Origin of the sequence: Pseudomonas furukawaii (assembly GCF_002355475.1) — a bacterium.
Taxonomy (GTDB): Bacteria; Pseudomonadota; Gammaproteobacteria; order Pseudomonadales; family Pseudomonadaceae; genus Metapseudomonas; species Metapseudomonas furukawaii.
Window position 1 is genome coordinate 2,317,483 of record NZ_AP014862.1, and the last position, 25,936, is coordinate 2,343,418.

Consider the following 25,936-nt stretch of genomic DNA (forward strand, 5'->3'; position numbering starts at 1 on the left):
GGCATTGTGACGGTCCGCTATGCTGCCCTGAGCGGGCGTTGGCCTTATACTGCGCGCCTTTGCTCGGGGCGGCCGGCCGCCACACCACTTTTCCGAAGGAGAGTCTGCAATGCAATTGATCGGTGCTCGGTGGCTCGATCTTCTGGGCCGTGTCCTGGCCTGCGTCAGCCTGGCGGTGCTTCCGGTTGCCGCCACCGCGTCGGAGGAAGACCCCTGGGAGGGCTTCAACCGTGCGATGTTCCGTTTCAACGACACCCTCGACACCTACGCGCTGAAGCCCATCGCCAAGGGTTATCAGGCGGTGACCCCGCAATTCCTGGAAGACGGCGTGCACAACGTCTTCAACAACATCGGCGACGTGGGCAACCTGGCCAACGACCTGTTCCAGCTCAAGCTCCACAACGCTGGCGTGGATACCGGCCGCCTGGTGTTCAACACCACCTTCGGCCTGCTCGGCTTCTTCGATGTGGCAACGCCGATGGGCCTGCAGCGCAACGACGAGGATTTCGGCCAGACCCTGGGCTACTGGGGCGTGGAAAGCGGCCCGTACCTGGTGATTCCGTTCCTTGGCCCCAGCACCGTCCGGGACGCGGGCGGCAAGATCCCGGACGCTTTCCTCGAGCCCTATCCTCATATGGATCACGTGCCCACCCGCAATGTGACCCGTGCCGTGGACGTGGTGGATACGCGCGCCAGCCTGCTCTCGGCGGAGAAGCTGATCAGCGGTGACAAGTACATCTTCATCCGCAACGCCTACCTGCAGAATCGCGAGTTCAAGGTGAAGGACGGCGAAGTCGAAGACGACTTCTAAGCCGCTGCGGCATGAAAAAGGCGACCCTGGGTCGCCTTTTTCGTTTCTATCTTTTGCAGTGCTAGCGCATGCTCAGGACGGTCAGGCCCAGCGTCTTTCGGCCACCGTCGGCTTCACCGATGCGGATCACCTCGGCCTCGGCCTCCAGGCCCTTGAGCGCGCTGTGCTCGGAGGGAATAAGCACCCGCACGCGGTCGCCCACCGTGAGGGGAGCCTCGGTTTCCAGCTGCATGCCGCTGCTGGACAGGTCCAGGCAAAGGGCGGGGTAGCGCTGGCCCGCGTGCTCCAGGATCGCCCTGGTCTGCACCTGCATGCGGATGAAGTCGCGTTTCTCGCTGTAGTTGCGGTCGTCCAGGCTCATGCGTGGATCCTTCTGTTGTCTGGGAGCGGGGCTGAACCTCTTATAACTTCCGGTGATTTCAGGTGTAAAGGCAGAGTTCCGTGCGCGCTGCAAGCTTGAATCGCCCTGCGGATGGGAGTACCGTCTGCGCCGTAAAGCGAACCCCCGTACTTGTGCTCGGGCCTTAGGTCGGGTGCTACAACAACCCATCCCTGGCGCCGTTTGCCTGGATACTCCATGCACAATCCCAGTGCCAAGCTGCTGATTATTGACGACGACGAGGTAGTGCGCGCGAGCCTCGCGGCCTATCTGGAAGACAGTGGATTCAGCGTTCGACAGGCTAGCAACGGCCTGCAGGGGCTGCAGATTTTCGAGCATGAGCGCCCTGACCTGGTGATCTGCGATCTGCGCATGCCCCAGATCGATGGTCTCGAGCTGATCCGTCGCATCTCCGACCTGGAATCCGAAACCCCGGTGATCGTGGTATCCGGTGCCGGCGTCATGAGTGACGCGGTGGAGGCATTGCGCCTGGGCGCTGCCGACTACCTGATCAAGCCGCTGGAAGACCTGGCCGTACTCGAGCACTCGGTGCGTCGGGCCCTGGACCGTTCGGCCCTGCGCCTGGAGAACCGCCGTTACCGCGAAAAGCTGGAAGCGGCCAACCGTGAGCTCCAGGCCAGCCTGCACCTGCTGCAGGAGGACCAGAACGCTGGTCGCCAGGTCCAGATGAACATGTTGCCGGTCACACCCTGGGAGGCGGATGGCCTGCACTTCGCCCACCAGATCATTCCGTCCCTGTACTTGTCGGGCGATTTCGTCGACTACTTCAGGGTGGATGAGCGGCGTGTCGCCTTCTACCTGGCCGACGTGTCGGGTCACGGAGCCTCCTCGGCCTTCGTTACCGTATTGCTCAAGTTCATGACCACGCGCCTGCTCTACGAGTCCCGACGCAATGGCACGCTGCCCGAGTTCAGGCCCTCCGAGGTGCTCGGCCACATAAACCGTAGCCTCATCAACACGCGGCTGGGCAAGCACGTGACCATGCTGGGTGGCGTCATCGATACGGAGACGGGGCAGCTGACGTACAGCATCGGCGGGCATCTCCCGTTGCCGGTGCTCTACAGCGATGGCAAGGCCGCCTACCTGGAAGGCAAGGGGCTGCCAGTGGGGCTGTTTGAAGAGGCGAGCTATGATGATCGAGTCATCGACCTGCCGTCGTCCTACAGCCTGACGTTGTTGTCTGATGGAATCCTGGACCTTTTGCCCGGCGAAACCCTCAAAGATAAGGAAGCCGCGCTGCCGAAGCTGGTATGCGAGGCAGGTGGCAGTCTGGATGGCTTGCGACAAGTATTTGGGCTGGCCAGCCTGGGCGAGATGCCGGATGATATCGCCTTGCTGGTGTTGAGCAGGAACCTTGCATGAGTACCGGTAAAATCCAGTTCGCCGAGCAGGAAGGAACCTTCGTCCTCAAGTTCGTCGGAGAAATCCGCCTAACCCTGTGCTCTGCCCTGGATGCGACCATTGAAAAGATCTTCTCGGCGCTGAATTTTTCGGCGATCGTCATCGATCTTACGGAAACCCAGAGCATCGACAGTACCACGCTGGGCCTCCTGGCCAAGCTGTCGATCCTCTCGCGGCAGAAGGTAGGCCTGTTGCCCACCGTGGTGACCACCCACCCGGATATCACCAGGCTCCTGCAGTCGATGGGGTTCGATCAGGTATTCAACATCGTCGGCAAGCCGCTGCCTTGTCCCGAGTGCCTGGAGGACCTGCCGCCCCAGGACCAGACCGAGGACGTGGTGCGTAACAAGGTGCTGGAAGCCCACCGCATTCTGATGGGGCTCAACGAGTCCAACCGCGAAGCCTTCCACGATCTCGTCAGTGCCCTGGAACGCGGCTGACGCCCACCTTTCCTCAACGCCCATAGAAAAGAACGCGCGCCTCCATTCGGATGGCGCGCGTTCGTCGTTTCCGGCGCGGCGCTGGCCACGCCTGGTGCGGAATCAGCGGCGAGCGGCAAGCAGGGCTTCGAGCTTCTCCTGGTCGCGGGCGAACAGGCGAATACCTTCGGCCAGCTTCTCGGTACCCATGGCGTCTTCGTTCAACTGCCAACGGAAGCTGACTTCATCCAGTACCTGGCGGGGCTCGCCCTCGCCGGGCATCAGATTGCGCTCCAGCGGCCCCTGGTCGTCCGCCAGCTTCTGCAGCAGTTCGGGGCTGATGGTCAGGCGGTCACAGCCAGCCAGTGCTTCGATCTGGCCAAGGTTGCGGAAGCTCGCGCCCATCACCACGGTGCCGTAGCCATTGGCCTTGTAGTAGCGGTAGATCCGCGCCACCGACTGCACGCCCGGATCCTCTTCGCCGCTGTAGTCGCGACCTTCGGCCTTCTTGTACCAGTCGTAGATACGCCCGACGAAGGGGGAGATCAGGAACACACCCGCATCGGCGCAGGCCGCTGCCTGGGCGAAGTTGAACAGCAGCGTCAGGTTGGTCTGGACGCCACTCCGCTCCAACCGTTCGGCGGCACGGATCCCCTCCCAGGTAGAGGCGATCTTGATCAGTACCCGTTCCCGGCCGATGCCCGCCTCCTCGTACAGACTGATCAGGCGCTCTGCGCGGCGCAGGGTGGCGTCGGTATCGAATGACAGGCGCGCGTCCACCTCGGTGGAAATGCGTCCGGGGATCACCTTGAGGATCTCCTGGCCCACGGCCACGCCGAAGCGGTCACAAGCCAGCCCCAGGTCGGTGCCGCTGGCGGCGACGGCGCTGTCCAGCAGCTCGGCGTAACGCGGCATGGCGGCGGCCTTGAGCAGCAGGGAGGGGTTGGTGGTGGCGTCCACCGGTTTCAGGCGGGCGATAGCGTCCAGGTCGCCGGTGTCAGCGACCACAGTGGTGTATTGCTTGAGTTGGTCCAGCTTGGAGGTCATGGCGAAACCTTGTCGTGACGGATGAACTGACCTTACCCGAGCGGCCGGGGCCGCTCAACGGGGACGGCAGGGCTTTTTGCGTCCATGGGTACAGACCACGAAAAGGACCCCGGAGGTTCCGTAAAGAAAAGATTTACACATTTTCGTTGCGGTTTATCCGCGCTCGTCCGTCTTCATAGCTGAGAGCCCGAAAAACTCCGGGAAAGCAGGTCGGAGTTGCCGAGCTGTCGACCAACAAGGAGACCCACATGCAAGTACGCGCCAACGTCCAGGCCAAACCGCTGCTTCCCACGCCCTTACGCGCCATGGACAAGGATGCCTTGCTGGCCCCGGACCCGCGTCGGCTTCGGGAGATGCTCAGGCGCGCCGGTCTGAAGACCAGCATGCCACGCCTCAAGGTCCTCGAGATCCTTTACCTGGCTTCATGGGAAGGGGGTGAACTGTCCAGTCGGCGGCTCCACGAGCGGCTGCAGGACGCCGGTGAGCCCCTCACCCTGGTGAGCGTACGCCAGGTCCTGGGGCGCATGGTGGACAGCGGCCTGGTGATCGCCGAGGGGGCTCATCGCTACCGTCTGGCGCCCAATCTGGCCCCGACCGGTGATCAGCGACCGCGCAGCAACTCGGCCGCCTGATCCAGCAGGCCCAGCGGATCAGTGGTCTTGTGCACGTCCACCGAGAGAAGCTGGCGGAAGCGTCTGGCGCCGGGAAACCCCTGAGCCAGGCCAAGCACATGCCGGGTGATATGGTGCATGACGCCGCCTTCCCGGAGATGGCGCTCGATATAGGGCCGAATGGCTTCCAGCGCCTCGGCGCGACCGATGGGCGGCGTATCGCTGCCGAACAGGGCGGCATCCACCTCGGCCAGCAAGTAGGGATTGTGGTACGCCTCTCGGCCCAGCATCACGCCATCGAAGTGCTCCAGATGCGCGCGGCACTCGTCCAGGGTCTTGATGCCGCCGTTGAGGATGATCTCCAGGTCCGGGAAGTCCTGCTTCAACTGCGCCGCCACCTCGTAGCGCAGCGGCGGAATCTCGCGATTCTCCTTGGGCGACAGGCCCTCGAGGATGGCGATTCGCGCATGCACCGTAAAGCTCTGGCAACCGGCCTCGCGGACCTGTCCCACGAAATCACAGAGTTCCGCGTAGCTGTCCCGGCCGTTGATGCCGATGCGATGCTTCACCGTCACCGGAATCTCCACCGCGTCCAGCATCGCCTTCACGCAATCGGCCACCAGAGCGGGATGCCCCATCAGGCAGGCGCCGATCATGTTGTTCTGCACTCGGTCGCTGGGGCATCCGACGTTCAGGTTCACTTCGTCGTAACCCGCGTCCTGGGCCATCCTCGCGCACGCCGCCAAGTCCTGCGGCACGCTGCCGCCGAGCTGCAGCGCCAGCGGATGCTCCGTCTCGTCGTGTCGCAGGAAGCGCTCCCTGTCTCCGTGCAAAAGCGCCCCTGTCGTGACCATCTCGGTGTAAAGCAGGGCCTGCCGGGAAAGCTGGCGCAGGAAGAAGCGACAATGCCTGTCTGTCCAATCCATCATCGGCGCAACGGAGAAGCGGCGGGATAGGGCAGGGCGCGTGGTTGCTGGTGCGGAAGCTGATTCTAGGGGCATTTAGTGTGTCGCGTTTTCAACGTGTTTTCAGGGGTTTTCGGGCATAAATTTCAAGTGGGTGGTAAAATGTACCACCTGAGAAATTTCTTGTACCACCAGCCAGGAGGGCAGACTGCCGTGGCAACCATCCGAGCCCGAAAGAGTGCGGACGGCTCGCTCCGCTACACCGTGCAAATCCGGATCAAGAAGAATGGGGCGCAAGTCTACCAAGAGAGCCAGACATTCTCTCGCAAACAGGCTGCGCAGGCCTGGGCCAGGCGACGAGAGACTGAGCTTAGCGAGCCGGGTGCGATAGAGCGTGCGAATCGTCCCGGGGTCACAGTTGCATCGATGATTGAGACTTACCTTCGGGAGCACGCCAAGGCCAGGCCGATTGGTAAAACCAAGAAGGCAACCCTTGAGGCTATTGCAAAGAGCTACCTGGGCGAGTACGAGGATCGCGGCATCACCTCGCAAGTGCTGGTCGATTACGCTTTATGGCGAATGAGTGCGGAGGGGGGCGGAGTAAAGCCGCAGACCGTTGGTAATGATCTCGCTCACCTAGGTGCTGTGCTCGCTGTCGCCCGCCCTGCCTGGGGGGCCAGCATCGAACCGCATGCGATGGCGGATGCGCGAAAAGTGCTGGCCAAACTGGGGTACAGACTGAAGAGTCGAGAGCGTGACCGCCGACCTTCTCTTGAGGAGCTTGACCTGATTTTCACGGAGCTCGAGAAAGTCCTGTGCAGTCGACCAAGCACGATCAATATGTTGAAGGTTGCGGGCTTCGCCATCTTCTCAACGCGCCGACAAGAGGAAATTTGCCGTATTCGCTGGGATGATCTGGATGAGTCGCGGCAAGCCGTGTTGGTTCGGGATATGAAGAATCCTGGCGACAAGATTGGCAACAACGTGTGGTGCCACCTGCCTGATGAAGCATGGGCGATCGTTGAAAGCATGCCGCGTGTATGCGACGAGATTTTCCCTTACAACAGTGAATCGGTGTCCGCTTCCTGGAGTCGGGCATGCGAGCGTGCTGGAGTGAAGGATCTTCACTTTCACGATCTTCGACACGACGGCGTCAGTCGACTGTTTGAGATGAGCTGGGACATCCCTCGGGTAGCGAGCGTTTCCGGCCACAGGGATTGGAATTCACTGCGACGCTATACCCATCTGAATGGAAGGGGTGACCCGTACGCCGAATGGGTTTGGCTTCCGAAGATATTGGCTTCAAGCGTGAAGTTCGGAGATCGGACGCTCAATGGCCTCTCCCGACGCGGTGGCCGCCGCTGAGTTGGTCACGCTCTCTGATCGCCTCTAGACGCCGGCTGTCGAGGTAATTGGCCAGATCCTGAATGTGCACTCCCCTGGCAGACTTTTGGCTCTGCTCCATGCGCACAATGGGGATTTTCAGTGCACCACTTAGGACCTTGCGCTGAAACATGTCGGGACTGAGATGTGAAAAGTAGTCCTGACAGACTCGATCCAGCGGGATTATTGCCTGCCCGTCGTACTGCGCCATCAGCAAAAACAGTGTTTTCATTGCTCCATGCCATCGCACTATTCCGGTGGGTTCAGGCTATGGTCGCTTTACTCAGTGGCAAACCACCTGTGTCGCACGATGGCGTGGAGGAGGGGGCTTGGCGTGTGGCGCCATGTGCCGTGGCGATGAGCACCAGGGCATCGAGGGTGATCTGTCCATTGGACTCGAACCGTTTGATAGTCGATTCGGAAACTCCTGCCATCTGCGCCAGGGACTTGCGGGAGAGGTTCTGTGCGAGTCGCGCCTCCTGAGCATGGTGCCAGCAGGCCTCGATAGGGGCTGATTTCCAGCCTGGTGGTGAAAAGCGCCTACAAGCTTCACTGCCGCAATGACCTGGACGCCATCAGGCGATCGCGGCAAATCGTTCAATGGGCGGTTGTTCGCGATGCCTGGCTTGCCACAGGTCGTAGTCGGCCTGTACGCCCAGCCAGACCCGAGCGCTGCCAATCCCGGCCATTTCCAGGCGAACGGCCAGATCTGGGCTGATTGGTGCACGGCCATGCAGGATCCGCGACAGGGTTTCACGTGCAAAACCAAGACGTCGTGCCAGTTCTGCAATGCTGATACCTAGAGCGGGGAGCACATCCTCGAGCAGGGTTTCGCCAGGATGCGGCGGGTTGAACATGACCATGGGGACCCCTTCTGTTCAATGGTAGTCAAGGTAATCGACGAGTTCTATGTCGTTACCCACGAAGCGAAAGATCACGCGCCAATTGCCGTTGACCATGAGCGACCAGAATTCTTCCCGTTCCCCTTTGAGCGGGTGTAGCCGCCAGCCAGGTATGTCCAGATCGGCTGGCTCGCGGGCACGATCCATTAAACTCAGCATTCGGCCCAGACGCTTGGCGTGGTCGGCTCGGATGCCTTTGGTGGAACCAGATTCGTAAAAGATGCGCAGGCCTTTGTGCCGGAAGCTTATGATCATGGCATTAAGTGTGATGTGTTAGGTCACGGTTTTCAACCGTGAAGGGATAGTCTTGCTGCGGCATTCTGTCGTTCGCCTGGGGTTTGCTGGGACGTGCGCATGAGGACTATCAACTACCCCCCGTCTGCCCTAGCGTTGGCTCTCCTGAACCCCCGATCCCGGGCCATGAACGCCTCCAGCATGTGCGGGATTAGCGTCAGAGCATCGACCTCTTCGCCGTAGGTTTGCGAGTGCAGCGCCGCGTAGCGCTCAAGGTCGGCTTTCAGGCTAGCCGGGCAGGTGAAGGTCAGCTTCAGGTTCTCGGTTTTCGGCAAGGGGCCGAGACGCAGCTTGGTCGTGCTCATGGCAGGTTCCTTTGTTGAGTTGTGAAGGGCTGATAGGGGCGCAGCACCAGGTCGCGGTTGACGATCACCCGCAGGGGCAGGCCTGGGCGCTGGGTCAGCGTGGGCTGGATATCGAGGTTGCGACGGGTGACCTCCTGGCCGACCTGGTTCACCGTGTCCTGCAGGCTGTCGCGCCCGGCGATGATGATCCGATTACCGTCGGTGCGATTCTCCGGCGCGGCCAGTTCTGCGCCGATGCCCAGCAGGCTGGTCATGGCTGCGCCAGCGACGATGCGATCCCAATGCCAGTCGACGCCATCCTCCAGGCCGGCATAGCCGGCGGCGTCGGTACCGACCAGGTTGTCGAGCTGGAAGGATGAGGTGTCCGGCAGGATCACCCGCTGCCACACCACCTGCACGCGGCTTTGTCCGTAGCTCACCTGGCTGTTGTAGCGGCCCAGCAGACGCGCGCCTTGAGGGATCAGCACGTGCTGGCCGGTGGCACTGTCGTAGACCGGTTCGGTCACTGTGGCGATCACGTCGCCGGGTAGATCCGACTTGATACCGGTGACCAGTGCCGCTGCGATGACGGTGCCGGCCATCACTTGGTAGGGCGAGTCGGGCATCTGCAGCAATCCGGAATTACGGATTTGCGCATTTGCGGATCTACTGAGAAACGCGTCGTTCTGCTCTTGCTGGGTTGGTGTTCCCGCAGCGGCGGCTACTGCGCCTGACGAAGCCATACTCAGAGCCGTGGGATCGAGTTGAGCGCCCCCAGTGGAGGCGATATTCGAGTTCCTCGCGCTGCCGGTCTGGAAAAACACCGAGGAGTGCGCTGCTTCATCGGCTTCCTTGAGCCGGGCAAGGCGCTCAGCTTCAGCGGCGTCCGGACCATGGCCATAGCCCTGTGCCTGCTGCTCGGCCCTGAGGATCGGCCCGCCCAGATCACCGGGCAGCGGCGGCCCCAGTTGCGGCACTTCGGGAGCAGGGGCAGGCGGCAACTGAGAGTAATCTGCCGGTAGCTGCTCCAGCCCCTCGGACCGCGCCACGCGGTCGACGTTGTACAGTTCGTTCGGCTCGTCGCCCTGGCGGCGCTGCTGCGGCTGCAGCGGCTGCAGCGACCACAGCATGGCTCCAAGTACCGCAGCCGATAGGCCGCCGACCACTACCGCCAGCATGCGTGGGTTGAGGCGAGTGACAGGGCGCGGCTTGGCGCGCAGCTCCAGCGATTCAGGTGCCTCCTTCGGCGGTAGCGATTCAGCCGGGCTTTGGATGTCGTCCTTGGCCGTCATGCTCAGGGCCTCCGTGCCACGCCATCGGTGCGCTCGATTCGTACCACGTCGCCCTTGTCGGCGCCCAGGCGCAGCTCGGCCGCCCCGAACAGGCGGTCGACGATGTAGTAGGGCGAGCGGAAGCGGTAGTTGACCAGTTGACCATCACCTTCCGAGCCGATCACGAACAAAGGCGGCAACTCACCCTGGGCGATGCCGGCGGGAAACTGGATGTACACCTTCCTGCCGTCATCGAAGGCGCGAAGCGGCTTCCAGGGCGGGTTGCTGCCGCTGATGGCATAGCGAAAGCGCAACTGCTCCAACCTGAGGCCAGCATCGACTGGGGCCGCCGTTTTCGCAGCCATGGCGCGGCGCTGCAGGGCAAGCATGCGGTCCTTGGGGTAGTCCCAGGACACCGAAGCCATCCAGGCTTGCTCGGTGGAGGTCAGTTCGATCAGGTAGGTGCGCCGTGTGGTGGTGATTACCAGATTGGTCTTGAGGTCGACCCGCGTCGGCTTGACCAGCACGCTGGTGCGCAACTCATCGCCGCTGCCGCTGGAGGTATCTCCGACGATCCAGCGCACCGTGTCGCCGGCGGCCACGGTGACCAGTTCCTCGCCGGTCTGCAGGTTGATTGCCGTGACTCGCCCCGGGCTGGTGTACACCTGGTACAGGGCGCCGTCGGAGTAGGGCCAAACCTGGATGGCGTTGATATAGCCCTCCCGGCTCGGTGCGACCCGGGCGTCGCGGTTGGCGCGCGAGACGCGCGTGCGCTCATCGGCCGGTTCTGCGGTCGGCTTATCGGCCATGGTTTCCGCCAGCGGCTTGAGCTGCGCCGGCAGGGCTAATGGCTTGGGCATCTCCACCACCTCGATGGGCTTGGGCGGCTCCGGCAGGCGCTGCGCCTCCACCGGTTCGTCCAGGGCGATAACCGGCGGCTCCTGGCTGGCGCAGCCGGCCATCATGCTTAGCAGCAGAGGGCAGATACAGAGGCTCAGGGAGGTTTTCATGGCTTCTTGGCTCCTTCCGTAGTGTCCAGTTCACGGCTCCATGACAGGGCGTTGACGTAGATGCCGAGCGGGTTGCGGCGCAACTTCTCCTCGGTCCGCGGAGGCTGCAGGACCACCGAGATCACCGCCGTCCAGCGCTCCAGTCCGGCGGTCGCCCCATTGACGAAGCGGTGCTCGTTCCAGCGCACCTGGAACGATCTGTCGCTGGCGCGCACTACGCTGGTGACCTCCACCGTCACCGACTCCTTGCCCACGCGGGTGAACGGATCGTTGGCACGGGCGTAGTCATTGAGCGTGGCGGCGCCGCGGTCGGTGGTGAAGTGATAGGCCTCCAGCCAGTTCTGCCGCACCACCACCGGGTCGATGGACAGCGAGCGCACCCGCTCGATAAAACGCGCCAGATGGTGGGCGACCTGCGCATCCTGCGGTAGATAGGGGCTGGCGGCCTCGCCCACGGCACGCACCTGGCCGGTGTTGTCGACCTCCACCACGTAGGGCGTGACCACCGACTGGGCTGAGCGCCAGAGCAGGCCGCCGGCCATCAGCAGGGCCAGGCCCAGGCAACCGAAGGCCATCAGTCGCCAGTTGCGTGCCTGCGCCAGGCTGCTGCCCATGCGTCGGTCCCAGGCCTGCGCCGCGGCTTGGTAGGGCGTTACTGGTTGCGGGGTGTCGCTGTAGCGCACCCGCGGACGTTTGAAACGCATCTTCGTCCTCCTTTACGAATTCGATGGGTCGCGGATCTGCGGCCCGGGGGATGAGCCACCACCATCGCCAGCACGCAGGGTGTGCGCGACCGTGGTAGCAGCCTGGGTGAGCTGCTGCTTGCGTTGCAGGCGCCTGGCCCAGTCGGGCTGTTTGGCGTGGGGCATGGATGGGCTGTCAGTAGTTGGCGAGCCACCAGTCATTGCACCGCCAGCGGCCGACCCAGAAGGCATGCCAGCCAAGGAACGGGCTCCACCCATGGCGAGGCGTGCCGTACCAGGTGCCATACGGGCGCCGGCCAGCACGGCACTGCCGACGCCCGTCGCCACCGCGGCTGCGCCTGCGGCCATGCCCGTAACACCGAGAGCAGTACCGGCGGCTGCACCGGCCCCCAGTTGCGGGGCGCCGGAGACCAGCCCGGTGGCGATGCCCGGACCGAAGATGCCCAGGCCCAGCAAGGCCAGCGCGGCGAGCATGACCACCAGGGCATGGTCGATGGAGGGTTTGTTCGGAACGGCCTGGAACTCTGCGAACAACCCGCTGCCGATGCCGACGATCACCGCCAGTACCAGGACCTTGATGCCAGACGCCACCACGTTGCCCAGGACCTTCTCGGCGAGGAAGGCCGTCTTGTTCCAGAGGGCGAAGGGGACCAGGACGAAGCCGGCGAGGGTGGTCAGCTTGAATTCGATCAGGGTGACGAACAGCTGGATGGCCAGGAAGAAGAAGCTGACGATCACCACCAACCAGGCCAGAAACAGCACCGTGATGCTGTGCAGGTTTTCGAAGACGCCTGGAAATCCGCTGAGCGTGCTGATCTGCTCAAGGAGGGGGCCTCCTGCATCGACGCCAATGGAGGCCAACCGCCCCGGCTTCAGGAACTCGGCAGGGCTTAGCGCCGAGCCCGCCGCCAGCAGGCCCAACCCCGCGAAGGAGTTGAAGAGGATCTTCGCCAGCGCGTTGAAGTTGCCGATGATAAAGGCGAAGGCGCCGACGTAGAGGATCTTGCGGATCAGCTTGGTGCTGACGTCCTCGCCGCCCATGGCCCAGAGCAGCCCGGCCAGGGTCATGTCGATGGCCACCAGGGTCAGGGTGAGAAAGGCCACCTCGCCGCCGAGCAGGCCGAAGCCCGTGTCGATATACAGCCCGAAGACGTCGAGGAAGCGGTCGATCACGCTGACATCGTTCATGGCACGTTCTCGTCGAAGCTCGGCGGGATGGCGGGCAGGGTCTCAGGGGTGAGGAACTCGCCGGGGCGAGCGCAACCGGAGTAGAAACGCTCGGTCGAGTCGTATTGCCGCGCCACAACGTCATCGTCGCCACGTCCGCAGGCGGCCAGTGCCAGTAGTGGCAGCAACGCCAGGATTTTCATGGGGCGGCCTCCCTACCGATAGAACTGCACGGGGTAAGGGGTGTAGGGCGTGCCGCTACCCATGAAGCGTCGCCGCAACTCCCGGGCCTCCTCGGCTGCCGCTGCCTGCCGGGCGAGCTCCAGGGCGATGGCGCGGTTCTGGGCGATCTGCAACTGCTGCGCCTGGATCGACTGCTTGGCCTGCAAGGCCAGCAATTGGTTGGTGGCCTGGGCCGCCTGCAGCGCGCCACCGGACGACTGGCTTTGCTGCACGAGGTCGGCCAGCACGTTCTCGTCCTGGGCCAGGTTCTGCGCCACCTGTGCCTGTATCCGCATGGCGGTGTGCAGTCCCTCAAGACCCTGCTTCCAGCGCTCACGCGCTTCCTGCGCCATTCGTTCGCCGGTGACGCTGTTCGCGTAGACGGCTGGATACAGGCGGGCAAACTCCTGATCCAGGCGCTGCACTTCGTAGGCGAGTCCTTGGGCCTCCGCCAACAAGCGCGACGTGGTGGCGAGGTTCCTGCGCAGCCGATTGACCACGTTGTAGTCCAAGGTCGCCAGGTGGCGGCCCTGGTTCAGCAGCATCTGGGCCTCGTTCTGCAACTGACGGACCTGGTTGTTGACCATCTCCAGCGCACGCACAGCGGTCAGGGTGTTCTGCGCGAGGTTGGTCGGGTCGATCACGGTGAGCGCGCTGGCCGGTTGGAAGGCCAGCAGGCCCAGCATCAACAGGGCCGCGTGTGAGAAACGGCAATTACGAAGCGTCATGGCAGGCACTCCTTGCGTGGTGTGGGATGGGAGGCGAGCAGGTCGGCGGCCCAGTCCAGGCTGCGGTGGCGTAGCCAGGCGGCGGCGAAATCCGCTGGACCGGACTCCTGGAGGACCCGGCTGATTGCTCGTTGCTCGGCCGGGCTGGCGGAGGCAGCGAAGGCCAGCGCCACGGGCCCGAGGTCAAGGTCGAACAGCCGATTGCCCAGACGCGACTGGTAGTAGTAATCGCGCTTGGGCGTGGCTTGGGTGATGATCTCGATCTGCCGGTCGTTGAGGCCGAAGCCCTGGTAGATGCCGCGGATCTGCGGCTCACTGGCCTGCGGGTTGGGCAGGAAGATGCGGCTGGCGCAGCTCTCGATGATCGCCGCGGCGATGCTGGAATCCTTGATGTCGGCCAACGACTGGGTGGCGAAGATCACCGAGACATTCTTCTTGCGCAGGGTCTTGAGCCATTGGCGGATGCGCGCGGCGAACAGCGGCTCGTCGAGGAACAACCAGGCCTCGTCGAGGATCAGCAGCGTCGGCGCGCCGTCGAAGCGTTCCTCGAAGCGCGCGAACAGGTAGCCCAGCACGGCGGCCACCGCCGCCTTGCTGTGCATCAGCTCCTCCATCTCGAAGCACTGCACATCGGCCATGCCCAGCCGATCGCGATCAGCGTCCAGCAACTGGCCGTGGGCTCCACCCAGCACATAGGGCTGCAACGCCTGGCGCAAAGCGTTGTCCTGAAGAAGCACGCACAGGCCGGTCAGTGTGCGCTGCGCCTCGGGCGCACCAGCCAGGCTGTCCAGCGCCGTCCAAAGTGCAGCCTTCTGCTCGGGGCCGACGGCCACCCCTTCCTGCAGCAGGCGCGCCTCCAGCCACTCGGCGGCCCAGGCGCGGTAGCCGGCCTGGTCGATGCGCGCCAGGGGCTGGAAGGCCAGGTCGCCATCGCCGCCCAGCTCGTAGTGCTCGCCGCCCAGGCCCAGCACCGTCGCGCGCAGCGAGCGCCCCATGTCGAAGAGAAACAGGCGCGCGCCCGGGTAGCGACGGAACTGCAGGGCCAGGGTCGCCAGCAGCACCGACTTGCCCATGCCGGTGGGGCCGGCCACCAGGGTGTGGCCGACGTCGCCGACATGGGTGACCAGCCGGAACGGCGTTGCGCCATCCGTGCGTGTCACTACCAGAGGCGGACCGTCGAGGTGACGGTTGCGCGCGGGGCCGGCCCAGACTGCCGACACCGGCATCAGGTGCGCCAGGTTGAGGGTGGACACCAGCGGCTGCCGCACATTGGCGTAGGCATTGCCGGGGATGGACGACAGCCAGGCCTCCACGGCGTTGAGGCTCTCGGCAAGTGTGACGAAGCCGCGTCCCTGGATCACCCGCTCCACCAGTCGCAACTTCTCGTCAGCGACCTGGGCATCGCAGTCGCTCACCGTCACGGTGGCGGTCAGGTAGCCAAAGGCGACCTGGTCGGCGCCCAGTTCCTGCAACGCCCCATCGGCGTCGCTGGCCTTGTTCGCCGCATCGCTGTCGAGCAGGGGGCTTTCCTGCTGGAAGAGCGCTTCGCGCAGCAGCGCCAGGACGCCCTTGCGCTTGGCAAACCATTGCCGGCGCAGGCGCACCAGCTCCTTCTCGGTCTCGTCCTTGTCCAGGCAGATGAAGCGGGTCGACCAGCGATAGGGGATGCCCAGGCGGTTGAGGTCATCCAGCAGGCCCGGCCAGGTCGAGGTGGGAAAGCCGCGAACCGAGAGCACGCGCAGGTGCTGCTCGCCTAGTCGCGGTGCCAGACCCGTGGCCAGCGGACAGTCGGCCAGCAGCGTATCCAGGTGGAAAGGCACCTCCGGCACCTCGATTCGCTGGCGGTGCGTCGACACCGTGGCGTGCAGGTAGGTCAGCGTTTGGCTGTCGTCGAGCCAGGCCAGCTCGGGCATCACCCCGTCCAGCAGGTCGAAGAAGCGATCTCCCTCGACGATGAAGGCGGCCAGCCGCTCGTGCCAGTCGACGCCGCGATGCGCCCGGTGCTCGTAGAGCAGGCCGGCGGCGCGGGAGCGTGACTCTTCCGGCGGCAGGTAGAGCAGCGTCAGGTGGTAGGCACTCTCGAAGTGTCGGCCTTGGGCCTCGAAGGCGGCACGGCGCTCCTCGTCCACCAGCCAGGACAGCGGCTCGGGAAAGTCGCTGTCGGGATAGCCCGCCGCCGCCAGGCGCTCGGCCTCGATGAACAGCGCCCAGCCCGAACCCAGTCGGCGCAGGGCATTGTTCAGGCGCGCCGAGGTGGCCACCAACTCGCCTTGGGTGGCGCTGTCCAGGTCCGGACCGCGAAAACGCAAGGTGCGCTGGAAGGCGCCATCCTTGTTCAGCACCACGCCCGGGGCAACCAGCCCGGCCCAGGGCAGCCAGTCGGCCAGCTGCGTGGGACGACGCTGGTATTCGGTGAGGTTCAGCATGGCGGCTCCCTTATACGTCCAACAGCGGGGGTTGCTTGATGTGCCGGGCGAAGACCTGCAGGAACTGCGTATCGAGGCGGGCGCCCCAGAGGGCCAGCGAGTGGCCGACCAGCCAGAGCACCAGGCCCGGAATCCATAGCTGCAGGCCCAGGCCGACCACGGCCGCGAGGGTGCCGTTGAGGATGGCCACGTTGCGTGGCGCGCCGCCGAGCAGGATTGGCTCGGTCAGTGCGCGGTGCAGCGGCACTTCGAAACCGGGGATGAGAGTGCGCTCGCCGTTCATGCAACCACCGCCCCGCCGGAGAAGCTGAAGAAGCTGAGGAAGAACGACGACGCGGCAAAGGCGATGGACAGGCCGAAGACGATCTGGATCAGCTTGCGGAAGCCGCCGCTGGTATCGCCGAAGGCCAGCGTCAGGCCGGTGGTGATGATGATGATCACCGCGACGATGCGTGCCACCGGGCCCTGCACGGAGTCGAGGATCGATTGCAGTGGCCCTTCCCAGGGCATGCCGGAGCCTGCGGCGAATACCGGAACGCACACGCCCAGGCAAAGTGCGCCCAGTAGGAGTGCGCTGGCGGCACGACGACGAAAAGCAACGAACGTATGGAGGAGAGTCATGGCTGATTCCCTGTCGTGGATGAAGGAGAAAGTAGGGCGTCGATCGAAGTCAGCTGATAGCCGCGCTCGTCATGGCCAATGACGCGAGCGATCTGCTGCACATGGCGGGCGCGGCCGCGCCCGGCAAGGAACACCACCAGGTTGATGGCCTCGGCGATCAGGGCCCGTGGCGCGGTCAGGGCGACTTCCAGGATCAGTTGTTCCAGGCGTAGCAGGGCGCCCTGGGCGGAGCTGGCGTGGAGGGTGGCGATACCGCCGGGGTGGCCGGTGCCCCAGGCCTTGACCAGGTCCAGGGCTTCGCCGCCCCGTACCTCACCGACTACCACCCGATCGGGGCGCAGGCGCAGGGTGGAGCGCACCAGGTCGGCCATGGACACCACGCCGGGCTTGGTGCGCAGGGCGACATGATCGAGGGCAGGGCATTGCAGTTCGACCGTGTCCTCCAGGACCAGCACGCGGTCACCGGTGCCGGCCACCTCGGCCAGCAGGGCGTTGGCCAGGGTGGTCTTGCCGGTGCTGGTACCACCGGCAACGAGGATGTTCTGCCGGTCGCGCACGGCGACACGCAGGTAGTCGGCTTGTGCGGCGTCGAGGACTCCGTCGGCCACGTATTGCTGCAGGGGAATGACGCTGGCGGCACGTTTGCGCAGGGCAAAGGTCGGCCCGACTGCCACGGGCGGCAGTACACCTTCGAAGCGCTCGCCGGACTCCGGCAACTCGGCGCTGAGCAGGGGCTTGCCCCGGTGCACTTCGACGCCGATATGCGCGGCAACCAGGCGGATGATCCGCTCGCCGTCGGCGGCGGGCAGCGTGCCCAGTCGCGAGCGGCCGTTGGACAGGCGATCCAGCCAGAGCACACCGTCGGGGTTGAGCATGACCTCGACCACATCCGGATCATCCAGGGCGGCGGCGATCAGTGGGCCCATCGCCGTGCGCAGCATGCGGGCTCGGCGATCCAGGGAGGCCGCTGCTGCGCTCCGCATCGGGGAGGCGGTGGTCATGGACGGTCCCCCGCAGCCTGGGCTTCTGACGGAGCGGCCTCATGCAGGTCACTGACCAGACTGCGCCCGCGCTGCAGGTGGCGCCCCAGTTGCTCGACGAACTGGGTGAAGCGCAGCTTGCCCTGCGCGCGTGCCGCGTCCTGATGAGCCTCGGGCACTGGCGTGCTGACGGTGAGGTAGTAGCGCACGTAGAGCGCGACGGTCTCGATCAGGATGTTCTGGTCGCGCTCCAGTCGCTCGAACTGGCGCGACAGCCGATCCAGCCGCTTGGCCATGGCCACCTCGCGCTGTTCCCCGGAGTCTGGTGACAGCCAGGAAGCGAGGGCTGCGGCGATGATCGAGGACTTCGACACCCCCTTGGTGATCGCCAGCTCGTTCAGGCGTTTGGCGTGTTCGGGTTGGATGAACAGGTTCAGGCGGGTTCGGCTCATAGGGCGATTCCATCGTCAGGGTCGAGGGCGGCCAGCCGCGCTGCGCGCTGCAGGCGCGGATCGGGCTGGGTAGGGAAGAGGGCCGGGGTGTCGTCCTCATCGAGCAACAGCAGGTCGCTGGCCAGCTCGTCGAGGTCAGGCAACTGGGCGATTTCCGCCAGCTCGGGCTGGCGGCGGGGGCCGCCGTCCTCGAGGGACTCGCCGCTGGCCGGTCCTGTCTGCGGAGCGTCAATGGCCGAGGGGACGGCCAAGCCACTCCAATCGTCCGGTCGCGCGGTGGGTGCGTCGGCGTAGCGACCAGGCCCTAGCCGTGGCGCTGGCAGTGCCCGACGCTGGAAGTTGGTGTCGGTGAAGTAGCGCAACTTCTTGGCCCGGATCGGCGCATGGCCGGAGAGCATCACCACCGATTCGTCGGTGGGCAGTTGCATCACCTCACCCGGAGTCAGCAACGGGCGAGCCGTCTCCTGGCGCGAGACCATCAGGTGCCCCAGCCAGGGCGCCAGGCGATGGCCGGCATAGTTGCGTTGTGCGCGCAGCTCGGTGGCGGTGCCCAGCGTTTCGGAGATGCGCTTGGCGGTGCGCTCGTCGTTGGTGGCGAAGGTCACCCGCACATGGCAGTTGTCGAGGATCGAATGGTTCTGGCCGTAGGCCTTGTCGATCTGGTTGAGCGACTGCGAGATGAGGAAGGCGCGCAGTCCGTAGCCGGCCATGAAGGCCAGCGCCGACTCGAAGAAATCCAGCCGCCCCAGCGCGGGAAATTCGTCGAGCATCAGCAGCAGCTTGTGTCGGCGTTCGATGCCGTCGGTGCCATCGAGTGATTCGGTCAGGCGCCGGCCGATCTGGTTGAGGAGCAGGCGAATCAGCGGCTTGGTACGGCTGATGTCCGAGGGCGGCACCACCAGGTACAGGGATACGGGATGCTCGGCTGAGATGAGATCGGCGATCCGCCAGTCGCAACGCGAGGTGACCTCGGCGACCGTCGGATCACGGTATAGGCCGAGGAAGGACATGGCCGTCGACAGCACGCCCGAACGCTCGTTCTCGCTCTTGTTCAGCACCTCCCGCGCGGCGGAGGCCACCACCGGATGAGGCGCGTCGCCCAGGTGGGGTGTGCTCATCATCCGGTGCAGGGTCAGCTCGAAGGTACAGGACGGGTCCGAGAGGAAGTTGGCGACGCCACGCAGGGTCTTGTCCTGGCCGGCATAGAGCACATGCAGGATGGCGCCGACCAGCAGTGCATGGCTGGTCTTTTCCCAGTGATTGCGGCGCTCCAGCGCGCCCTCCGGGTCGACCAGGATGTCGGCGATGTTCTGCACGTCTCGCACTTCGTGGGTGCCGCGACGTACCTCCAGCAGCGGGTTGTAGGCCGCCGAAGCCGGGTCGGTGGGGTTGAACAGCAGGCAATGGGAGAAGCGCGAACGCCAGCCAGCGGTCAGGTTCCAGTTCTCACCCTTGATGTCATGGATGACGGCGGAGGCCGGCCAGGAGAGGAGGGTGGGGACTACCAGGCCGACACCTTTGCCAGAGCGCGTCGGTGCGAAGGCCAGCACATGCTCCGGGCCTTCATGGCGCAGGTACTGCTCCTCGAACAGGCCAAGGAATACCCCCGCCGGTTGGGTCAGCCCGGCGCGGCGCACCTCATCCGCATCGGCCCAGCGTGCCGACCCGTAGGTCGTGACCTGCCGAGCCTGGCGCGCCCTCCAGAGGGCCATGCCGATAGCCACCACCAAGGCCAGCAGGCTGCTGCAGGCGGCGATGCTGCCGCCGACGTTGAAGACATCCGGCGCATAGGCATCGAAGAAAAACCACCACTCGAACAGACGCCAAGGGTGATAGACGGGCATGCCCAGCCATTCGAACCAGGGCGCTCCCAGGCGAGACTGGTAGCCAAGCTCGGCAGCCGTCCACTGTGTGGCACCCCACACCCCGGACAGGGTGATGGCCAACACCACCAGCACCTGGCCGTACAGCACCGTCGTCGCTTGCATCCCTGAACCCAACCTCTCCGATCAAGCACTCGGCACGCCGATGTGCCGCGGGCGAGAGGTTCGGCATTGGCGGGGGAGGGGTCAAAGACCGATTCGCGGGTAATTAAGATCGAGGCGACAACTGTTCTGGCTGCGGGGGCTGGGGTAGGGAATCAACAGGGTACGGCGTGCCCTGCTGGCAGACGTCGACCACAGCTGCCAGTTGATATGGGCAGAGACCGGCCAAAAGCGGTCATGGAGTGTCTGCAAAATCTGGGGCGACTCAATCGTCATCCTCACACGGATACGGCGGATTCACTTCAGGAATTCGTGCCTCAAACTCCTTGGTCAGCCATTCATATTTTGGGCGTACTCTGTCGTCGTCTTTGAACTGTTCCCGCAGTTTTTCGATATCTGCTGGAGCATTCAGCATCGCTTGCCGGAACTTTCGAAGAACTTTCTCACCGGACATGACCAGTGAACTGTCATTCAAAATGTGCCTGAAAGCAGTAGCAAGAGAGGCGTAGTAGTAATCACCATCTTCTTGGATGAACGACTCGAACAGTCTAAATGTATCAACAGTCCTGTAACGTTCGATACAGTGCTTGTCAATCAAGAATCTAGGATGGTCGGCCTTCTTGGACTCAAGTAAATATGCTTGATTCATTGCTGGCCCGAACATAGGGCCACCTTGGATGTGGACTAGCTCCCCGACTGTCACACCACCACGAAGCAATAGGCTGTGTGACATCCACATCATTGTGCTGATTTTAGTGAGTAGATCCAGAACCATTTGCGACGCAATCACATCATCAGCGCGGGCTGATAAAACCAAGCTATCAGAAAAGTAGTTAATGCTAACTGGATGCATTTGCTGCTGGATTGTTGACATGTATCGAGCGGTTTCTCGAACCCGCTCTAGCTCTTCCGCAGGGATTAGTTCTACATTAACGGTAGTGAAAAGCTCAGCTTCAATCTGTGTCGGATGCATCGCCATCAGGGCATCAAGTATCTTCTGAGGAAGATTAGGTGTAACGGCGCTTCTCTCTACTAGCTTGCCAAATCCCAAAATATCTACAAAAGCAATGAACCGCTCTTCGTACATCCTGATGTTCCCTATTCGAATTTGATAATTATGCCAGCGGCTTCTATGAGTCGCTCCTGGTTTCGTAGACTCGTTCAAGCCTCAAAACCGAGCCTTAGTAAACGTCTGCTCCTGGCCCATCACAACAGGCTAGGATCGGCCAAAGGCGCCCTACGATCGAACTACGGCGTCCACGCAAGGTTCGCCGTTTCCATCCGAGATCGTTGGTTCGAAGATTTAAAGCTCAGCCTTGCTTACGCTTCCTATTTACCTCAATCATTCCCTTTCTGACGTCGTAGCTACTTACAGTCTTTTCCCGTTGAAGACGCTTCAGGAGCTCGCGATCAGCAAGCGTATCTGGCACGCGTAGCCTACTGCGGCCCACTTCTGTGAGCTTAGGGTAATCACCGTCAAGTCCTTGCAGGATAGTGAAGAGCTGGTCACGACTAATCACATCTAGATGTGGTTTTAGTAGCAGAATGATCTGCTGCGCTGAGACATTTTGTTGTGCCATCTTCTGTACAACATCAGGCGAGAGTTCGCTTCCGGAGTTGGTAGCAAATCGCGCCAATTCGTTCAGCCCTCGAGAATCGGCCACCTCTGCATAATTTGCAGCTTGCTCGAGAACTACATTTTTGACCGCCGAAACAATCTCACCGCTCTCTAGAAGAGCCGCCAGGTCCTCCCTAACCAACGCTGGGGTCATGTAGCTCGAAAACTTCCGCGACTCTCGAATAAACGCTTGGCGCGTCGGCCAGTCCGTGCTGGCTAGGTACCCATAAGACGCCGCGTCATCCGCAATGAGGTTGTACTTGACCAACTGCGCGAAGAGATCGCCAGCTTCTGCGGCGATTTTGTCAACGGAGAGATAGTCTTCCAGGCCTAAACTGTCGACTAGCTCCGCACGTAGAGCTGCGGATGGGAGGTGATCTGCTGTCGCCAGGATTGCGACCGCCAACGCTGCTTTAGACTTCTCTTCAGCAGTGTTAGCGTCAGCAATCTTTCTAGTGGACGTCAGGATTGTAGCTAGATGCTCATCAACCTCCCCGCGAGCCATGACGTAATTGCTAACGTTGTTAAACGTTGCGGGGAAACGCCTATGTTCAGCCAAGGCTGGCCAAGCGCCCTCAGAAACATCTGTGAGATCTATAACCTCACAACCTGAGGCCGCACGCTCAATCACATCACTTAGGCGAGGTGCTTCTATCGAGAGCACATCTTCAATCACCGCAAGGAAGTTCTCGTTCGCATCTATTGTCGCCGAAGTGCCATCAATAGCATCCAAGTACCTGGTCAAATGACTGAGCACATAGCCGTACACCGTCTGGCTACTCGCACGGATGACGTCGAGCGCCAAGGTTGCAGTGTTGTCTATGGCAATCGCGAGATTCTGGTACGTGACGTCATATAAATTGCGTGACACAAACGACGTACGAGTATGCTGGCCTAGCGGCTCCAAACGAGGCACGGTAATGCCGGCATCCCCGAAGAGCACACCGATACGTTCGGCCTGGACCGGCACGGTCGCGTTAGACGTAAGCGCCGTGAATTCAGCGTAGTGTGCCGACAGGTACGACGACACCACAGAATCTGTCCGCTGTTTAGAAGACGTAAGACATGCCAGCGCCACATCTACCATCTCTAGCCGTGAAGCGTCATCTAGGTCCGCTTGCCCCACAAGATAAGTGAGCACTCGTGGAGACGCGACCGTGAACCTTTCGATGAACTGCAGGCGCTCGTTTCCTGCGGTAAGGTACGCCTTCAGAAAACTAGCCTGACGCTCCCCGAGACCAACTAGGGAGCGGATCATGATGTCGGCCGCGTCGGCGTCGGTGGCCAAAAGGCGGTCGAGGATAGCGATGTTGTAAAGAGCAGGCTCCTTCAGCGCGTTCTTGCCTCGCTCGCGAACAACTGCATCCACGTCATCCGTGTCAAGCTCGAAGTGCTCGTCCATCAGGTCACGCTCGACGTGGTGGATGATGAAGTTTGTTGCAGCGGAACCCACGCGATCCCCGTGGAAGGTCGACGTGTAGAGCGTGAAGTTTCGGTTGATATACCCGGCACGGACGATTTGGTAAGCCAAGCCAGGCGTTAGAATCAACTTCGCAATTACATCGAAGGACTGGTTGCTCCCCTTGTGCTGGACTACGAACTCCGGTCGCTTGATGAGATCACCAAGATCAGCGCTCCGCAGGAACTTGATGTCCTCCGTCTTCTCATCGATTTGTTCAGTGAGAGCGTCACGATCCGAGTTGTCCCAGCTCTCGGCGTCCAACGGATCACCAAGCGAATCTACAAGACTGTCACGGCTGAACGACAGCGTCTGACCATAGTCATTGCGCCATTGAAGCGGCGAGTCGCCGTCTGCCGAGACGAAGTTTGTCCAGAACTGCGCTCCCTTGAGGTCATTCGGAGACTTACTTTCGCCCGCATACAAGTACGTTGCTTTCTGGGTCCTGTAGCCCGCAGCCTGAGCTGTCCGCTGCACGTGCGCCAGCAGGCGCTCGCCCAACCGAGCACTGCGGGTGGCAGCCCCGTTGATCCGTGCAATCTGCTGGAGAAGCACACGACGTTCGCCCTCGACTCGCTTGATGTTCTCAGTCACCAGTTCACGGCCGACCTTGTAAAGTATGTCCAGCTTGCTATGGCCGAGCCGGATAGTCTCGAAGTCTGCTAGGTGCGTGCTCTTGTAGAGCATCATCGCAAATAGGTCGGTCTCATTCAGATTGAGCTGCTTGCCGTCCCCGGAGAAGATCCGGTCGCGAAAGACTATGAATTCGTTGCGAACATTCTTTAGCAGCCGCATATCTGGCACATACTGCGCCGCCAAGTCGAGTAGCTCCGGAGCTACCTTGTGCTCGACTTGACTAAGCAGCTGCAGAACCAAGTTGCGGGCGCTCCGGTGCGTAATAAAGGGAACTACTGGGATCACCAGGTCGAAGAATTTCGTGCGGTTGGCACGTATAGCCTCGACCTGTGCAGGGTCGTCCGTCGTAAGCACTTCTGTATTACGCACTCGCCCCTCAATTTCCAGGCCGATGCGATCGAAGATGCTATCTTTGATGGCATAGATGAATCGGATCGGCTTCTCGATCTGGGGCGAAGCGTTGAGCAAAGTGTTTAGCGCCCGAAGCGTTTCGAAGATATGCGAGTCGTTGAACCGGTCGATGTCCTCGAATAGAACTACGTCGCGCCCTGAAACCTCAAAGAAGTAGACGATTTCGTCGAGGTATTGATCAAAGTACGAAACGGAGCTTTCGTTGAGCGTAACGGTTGCCGCCCCTGTGGAGAGCTGCTGTATATGCAGTTTCCCATAGAACAACCAGTTCACCAGCAGGATAATCAGCGAAGCAGCGCCCCAAACGACAGGGTGGGCCCAAACACCAATATCCACATATGGTGTGAGCACAGAAGTAATCTTTAACGTCCATCCAGTCAGCAGGAAGATTACACCAACGATAAAGCCCAGCAGTACCGAAGTTCCGATCGTCCGCCACCATCGGAAACGCTCAATACGCCGAAACCGTGAGCCAGGAGTTCTGCTCGGGTATTCTCGATAGAGCAGCTGCTTGACGATCTCCTGCTGGATACGGTTGGTCGGGGTTGTGGCCTGGATAGGCACCGAGTCATCAAGCTGGGAAGCCTCGATAGGTGCAAGCGTCGAGAGCGATAACTCCACGATACGATTGCCCTGCCGCCGAGCGACTTCCCGCATGATACTGCTCTTACCGACCCCGTAATTGCCGGACAACGCTATGTTGCTGATCTGATCGTTCGCGAGGGCAGCTTCGATAGCAGCGACATAGCCACTATGCTCTTCAACTAAGTACTCAGGGGTAAGCGGAACCAGCTTCCACGCCTCCTTGGCAGGTCCCTGTTCAGAACAGAAGATGCCCCGAACACGACTACAGATGCCGCGTAAAAGATGACAGACCACATGTCCTCCTGACGAACTGTCCTAGATTGAAGCAATACTACCCATCTTGCCAAAAAACCGCGGTGAAAGGAGGCAGATTTATTTATTGGGCTGGCCGTCCGCTCCTGGCCGACTCCGGCCTATCGCGGCAGGCAGAAACCGGCCAGGAGCGGACGTTCATATGGGGCTATCAAAACGGAGGCCTCTCAGTTTACCTGCTTGTGAAGTGACACTTTGCTCGGCCACTTGCGCCCGATTTTAGCAGCGGCCACAAGCAGCCCTTACAGCAGCCAAGGGCTACTCATTGCGCGAACTCCTCGCGATAGCTATTGTGGTGATGCTTCGTTTGCTTGCTGGTCGAGCCGCCAGGCGGCGGTGAACCCAGTTTGCCAGACGGCAGCGATCTCTCTTCGGAGGGCGCTGTTCGGGTCGCGACCAAGATAGCCGTTCTGGTATCTGGGTCTCCCGTAGGTAGTGAGTGTCGCCCGACTGCTGCTTCAACGACCGTAACTCTGTCCTTTCAATGGGCACGCCAGACGGTTGGCAGCTTTATTTTCAGTGCGGCGCTCGTTGTCCGACCGCGTGAGGCGTGGTTGACCGAGGGGCCGAAAAAGGTACGATTCATCGTGCCCCAGACGCCCAGGAGGCCAAGATGCGCCCATGCAAAAACGTGCCAATTCGGCGCGCGCGGCAGCCAAGCTGTTTCTAGCTGCCCTCTGCTTCGTTTGCTTGCTGGTCGAGCCGCCAGGCGGCGGTGAACCCAGTTTGCCAGACGGCAGCGATCTCTCTTCGGAGGGCGCTGTTCGGGTCGCGACCAAGATAGCCGTTCTGGTATCTGGGTCTCCCGTAGGTAGTGAGTCCCTGTAGCAGTTGGGTGAGAGCGAACTGGTGTTGCCCAACAACACAAGGAGTAGCTTTGAGTAGGCTATAT

The 25,936-nt window shown here is 62.2% G+C and carries 27 protein-coding genes; 5 read left to right on the plus strand and 22 right to left on the minus strand.

Annotated features, from left to right (window positions below; genetic code table 11):
• The first annotated feature begins 109 nt into the window (after positions 1-109).
• Entirely contained in the window at positions 110-811 is a 702-nt protein-coding gene (locus tag KF707C_RS10800; protein WP_003454203.1) for an MlaA family lipoprotein, read from the plus strand.
• 61 nt (positions 812-872) lie between these two features.
• On the opposite strand, the gene KF707C_RS10805 is transcribed toward KF707C_RS10800, so the two are convergent.
• Entirely contained in the window at positions 873-1,172 is a 300-nt protein-coding gene (locus KF707C_RS10805; protein WP_003454201.1) for a PilZ domain-containing protein, read from the minus strand.
• Between the two features lie 216 nt (positions 1,173-1,388).
• Between KF707C_RS10805 and rssB the strand changes: the two genes are divergently transcribed.
• The gene (rssB, locus tag KF707C_RS10810; protein WP_003454198.1) at positions 1,389-2,573 is read left to right on the plus strand and encodes a two-component system response regulator RssB; all 1,185 of its coding nucleotides are present in this window, start codon (positions 1,389-1,391) and stop codon (positions 2,571-2,573) included.
• Complete coding sequence (gene rssC / locus KF707C_RS10815; RefSeq protein ID WP_003454195.1) at positions 2,570-3,052, plus strand: anti-sigma factor antagonist RssC; 483 nt, start codon at positions 2,570-2,572, stop codon at positions 3,050-3,052. Before rssB ends, rssC begins: the two co-directional genes overlap by 4 nt.
• A gap of 102 nt (positions 3,053-3,154) precedes the next feature.
• Here the strand turns inward: rssC and tal are convergent, their stop codons facing one another.
• Positions 3,155-4,078, minus strand: a complete 924-nt coding sequence (tal, locus tag KF707C_RS10820; RefSeq protein ID WP_003454193.1) for a transaldolase — start codon at positions 4,076-4,078, stop codon at positions 3,155-3,157.
• Positions 4,079-4,326: 248 nt separating this feature from the next.
• On the opposite strand from tal, the gene KF707C_RS10825 reads away from it, so the two are divergent.
• Entirely contained in the window at positions 4,327-4,710 is a 384-nt protein-coding gene (locus tag KF707C_RS10825; protein WP_003454190.1) for a hypothetical protein, read from the plus strand.
• Here KF707C_RS10825 and dusA read toward each other — a convergent pair.
• On the minus strand, positions 4,680-5,690 hold the full coding sequence (dusA, locus tag KF707C_RS10830; protein ID WP_081608105.1) for a tRNA dihydrouridine(20/20a) synthase DusA: 1,011 nt from the start codon (positions 5,688-5,690) through the stop codon (positions 4,680-4,682). The genes KF707C_RS10825 and dusA overlap by 31 nt on opposite strands.
• Before the next feature lie 117 nt (positions 5,691-5,807).
• Here dusA and KF707C_RS10835 point away from each other — a divergent pair, with 117 nt between their 5' ends.
• Positions 5,808-6,959 (plus strand): site-specific integrase, encoded by a 1,152-nt coding sequence (locus tag KF707C_RS10835; protein ID WP_003454186.1) that lies wholly within the window; start codon positions 5,808-5,810, stop codon positions 6,957-6,959.
• Here KF707C_RS10835 and KF707C_RS10840 read toward each other — a convergent pair.
• From KF707C_RS10840 to KF707C_RS10930, 19 genes are all read right to left on the minus strand, one after another.
• Entirely contained in the window at positions 6,925-7,209 is a 285-nt protein-coding gene (locus KF707C_RS10840; RefSeq protein ID WP_036993384.1) for a pyocin activator PrtN family protein, read from the minus strand. The genes KF707C_RS10835 and KF707C_RS10840 overlap by 35 nt on opposite strands.
• A 31-nt stretch (positions 7,210-7,240) precedes the next feature.
• Complete coding sequence (locus KF707C_RS30140; protein WP_269148419.1) at positions 7,241-7,483, minus strand: helix-turn-helix domain-containing protein; 243 nt, start codon at positions 7,481-7,483, stop codon at positions 7,241-7,243.
• 69 nt (positions 7,484-7,552) lie between these two features.
• The gene (locus tag KF707C_RS10850) at positions 7,553-7,840 is read right to left on the minus strand and encodes a HigA family addiction module antitoxin (protein WP_003454184.1); all 288 of its coding nucleotides are present in this window, start codon (positions 7,838-7,840) and stop codon (positions 7,553-7,555) included.
• Between the two features lie 15 nt (positions 7,841-7,855).
• On the minus strand, positions 7,856-8,134 hold the full coding sequence (locus KF707C_RS10855) for a type II toxin-antitoxin system RelE/ParE family toxin (RefSeq protein WP_036993382.1): 279 nt from the start codon (positions 8,132-8,134) through the stop codon (positions 7,856-7,858).
• 113 nt (positions 8,135-8,247) lie between these two features.
• Positions 8,248-8,478 carry a DUF2274 domain-containing protein gene (locus KF707C_RS10860; RefSeq protein ID WP_036993380.1) on the minus strand — a complete coding sequence of 77 codons (231 nt, stop codon included), beginning with the start codon at positions 8,476-8,478 and terminating at the stop codon, positions 8,248-8,250.
• Positions 8,475-9,749 (minus strand): TrbI/VirB10 family protein, encoded by a 1,275-nt coding sequence (locus tag KF707C_RS10865; protein ID WP_003454179.1) that lies wholly within the window; start codon positions 9,747-9,749, stop codon positions 8,475-8,477. Before KF707C_RS10865 ends, KF707C_RS10860 begins: the two co-directional genes overlap by 4 nt.
• A gap of 2 nt (positions 9,750-9,751) precedes the next feature.
• The gene (gene trbG, locus KF707C_RS10870) at positions 9,752-10,738 is read right to left on the minus strand and encodes a P-type conjugative transfer protein TrbG (RefSeq protein WP_003454176.1); all 987 of its coding nucleotides are present in this window, start codon (positions 10,736-10,738) and stop codon (positions 9,752-9,754) included.
• Positions 10,735-11,442, minus strand: coding sequence for a conjugal transfer protein TrbF (trbF, locus tag KF707C_RS10875; RefSeq protein ID WP_003454174.1), 708 nt, complete (start codon positions 11,440-11,442; stop codon positions 10,735-10,737). The genes trbG and trbF overlap by 4 nt, the downstream gene beginning before the upstream one ends.
• 12 nt (positions 11,443-11,454) lie before the next feature.
• Positions 11,455-12,630 (minus strand): P-type conjugative transfer protein TrbL, encoded by a 1,176-nt coding sequence (trbL, locus tag KF707C_RS10880; protein WP_003454171.1) that lies wholly within the window; start codon positions 12,628-12,630, stop codon positions 11,455-11,457.
• Complete coding sequence (locus KF707C_RS10885; RefSeq protein ID WP_003454169.1) at positions 12,627-12,812, minus strand: hypothetical protein; 186 nt, start codon at positions 12,810-12,812, stop codon at positions 12,627-12,629. The genes trbL and KF707C_RS10885 overlap by 4 nt, the downstream gene beginning before the upstream one ends.
• A 12-nt stretch (positions 12,813-12,824) precedes the next feature.
• Complete coding sequence (gene trbJ, locus KF707C_RS10890; RefSeq protein WP_003454167.1) at positions 12,825-13,559, minus strand: P-type conjugative transfer protein TrbJ; 735 nt, start codon at positions 13,557-13,559, stop codon at positions 12,825-12,827.
• Positions 13,556-15,985 (minus strand): conjugal transfer protein TrbE, encoded by a 2,430-nt coding sequence (gene trbE, locus KF707C_RS10895; protein ID WP_003454165.1) that lies wholly within the window; start codon positions 15,983-15,985, stop codon positions 13,556-13,558. Before trbE ends, trbJ begins: the two co-directional genes overlap by 4 nt.
• Positions 15,986-15,995: 10 nt before the next feature.
• Entirely contained in the window at positions 15,996-16,268 is a 273-nt protein-coding gene (locus KF707C_RS10900) for a VirB3 family type IV secretion system protein (RefSeq protein ID WP_003454162.1), read from the minus strand.
• Positions 16,265-16,606: a TrbC/VirB2 family protein gene (locus tag KF707C_RS10905; protein ID WP_036993377.1), complete on the minus strand. Its 342-nt coding sequence runs from the start codon at positions 16,604-16,606 to the stop codon at positions 16,265-16,267. The genes KF707C_RS10900 and KF707C_RS10905 overlap by 4 nt, the downstream gene beginning before the upstream one ends.
• Entirely contained in the window at positions 16,603-17,607 is a 1,005-nt protein-coding gene (trbB, locus tag KF707C_RS10910; protein WP_003454157.1) for a P-type conjugative transfer ATPase TrbB, read from the minus strand. Before trbB ends, KF707C_RS10905 begins: the two co-directional genes overlap by 4 nt.
• Positions 17,604-18,038, minus strand: a complete 435-nt coding sequence (locus KF707C_RS10915) for a hypothetical protein (RefSeq protein WP_003454156.1) — start codon at positions 18,036-18,038, stop codon at positions 17,604-17,606. The genes trbB and KF707C_RS10915 overlap by 4 nt, the downstream gene beginning before the upstream one ends.
• A complete protein-coding gene (locus KF707C_RS10920; protein WP_003454155.1) occupies positions 18,035-20,026 on the minus strand; it encodes a conjugal transfer protein TraG in 1,992 nt (663 codons plus the stop codon). Before KF707C_RS10920 ends, KF707C_RS10915 begins: the two co-directional genes overlap by 4 nt.
• Before the next feature lie 262 nt (positions 20,027-20,288).
• Positions 20,289-21,110, minus strand: coding sequence for a hypothetical protein (locus KF707C_RS10925; protein WP_051050752.1), 822 nt, complete (start codon positions 21,108-21,110; stop codon positions 20,289-20,291).
• A gap of 223 nt (positions 21,111-21,333) precedes the next feature.
• Complete coding sequence (locus tag KF707C_RS10930; protein WP_003454154.1) at positions 21,334-25,026, minus strand: YobI family P-loop NTPase; 3,693 nt, start codon at positions 25,024-25,026, stop codon at positions 21,334-21,336.
• Between the last annotated feature and the right edge of the window lie 910 nt (positions 25,027-25,936).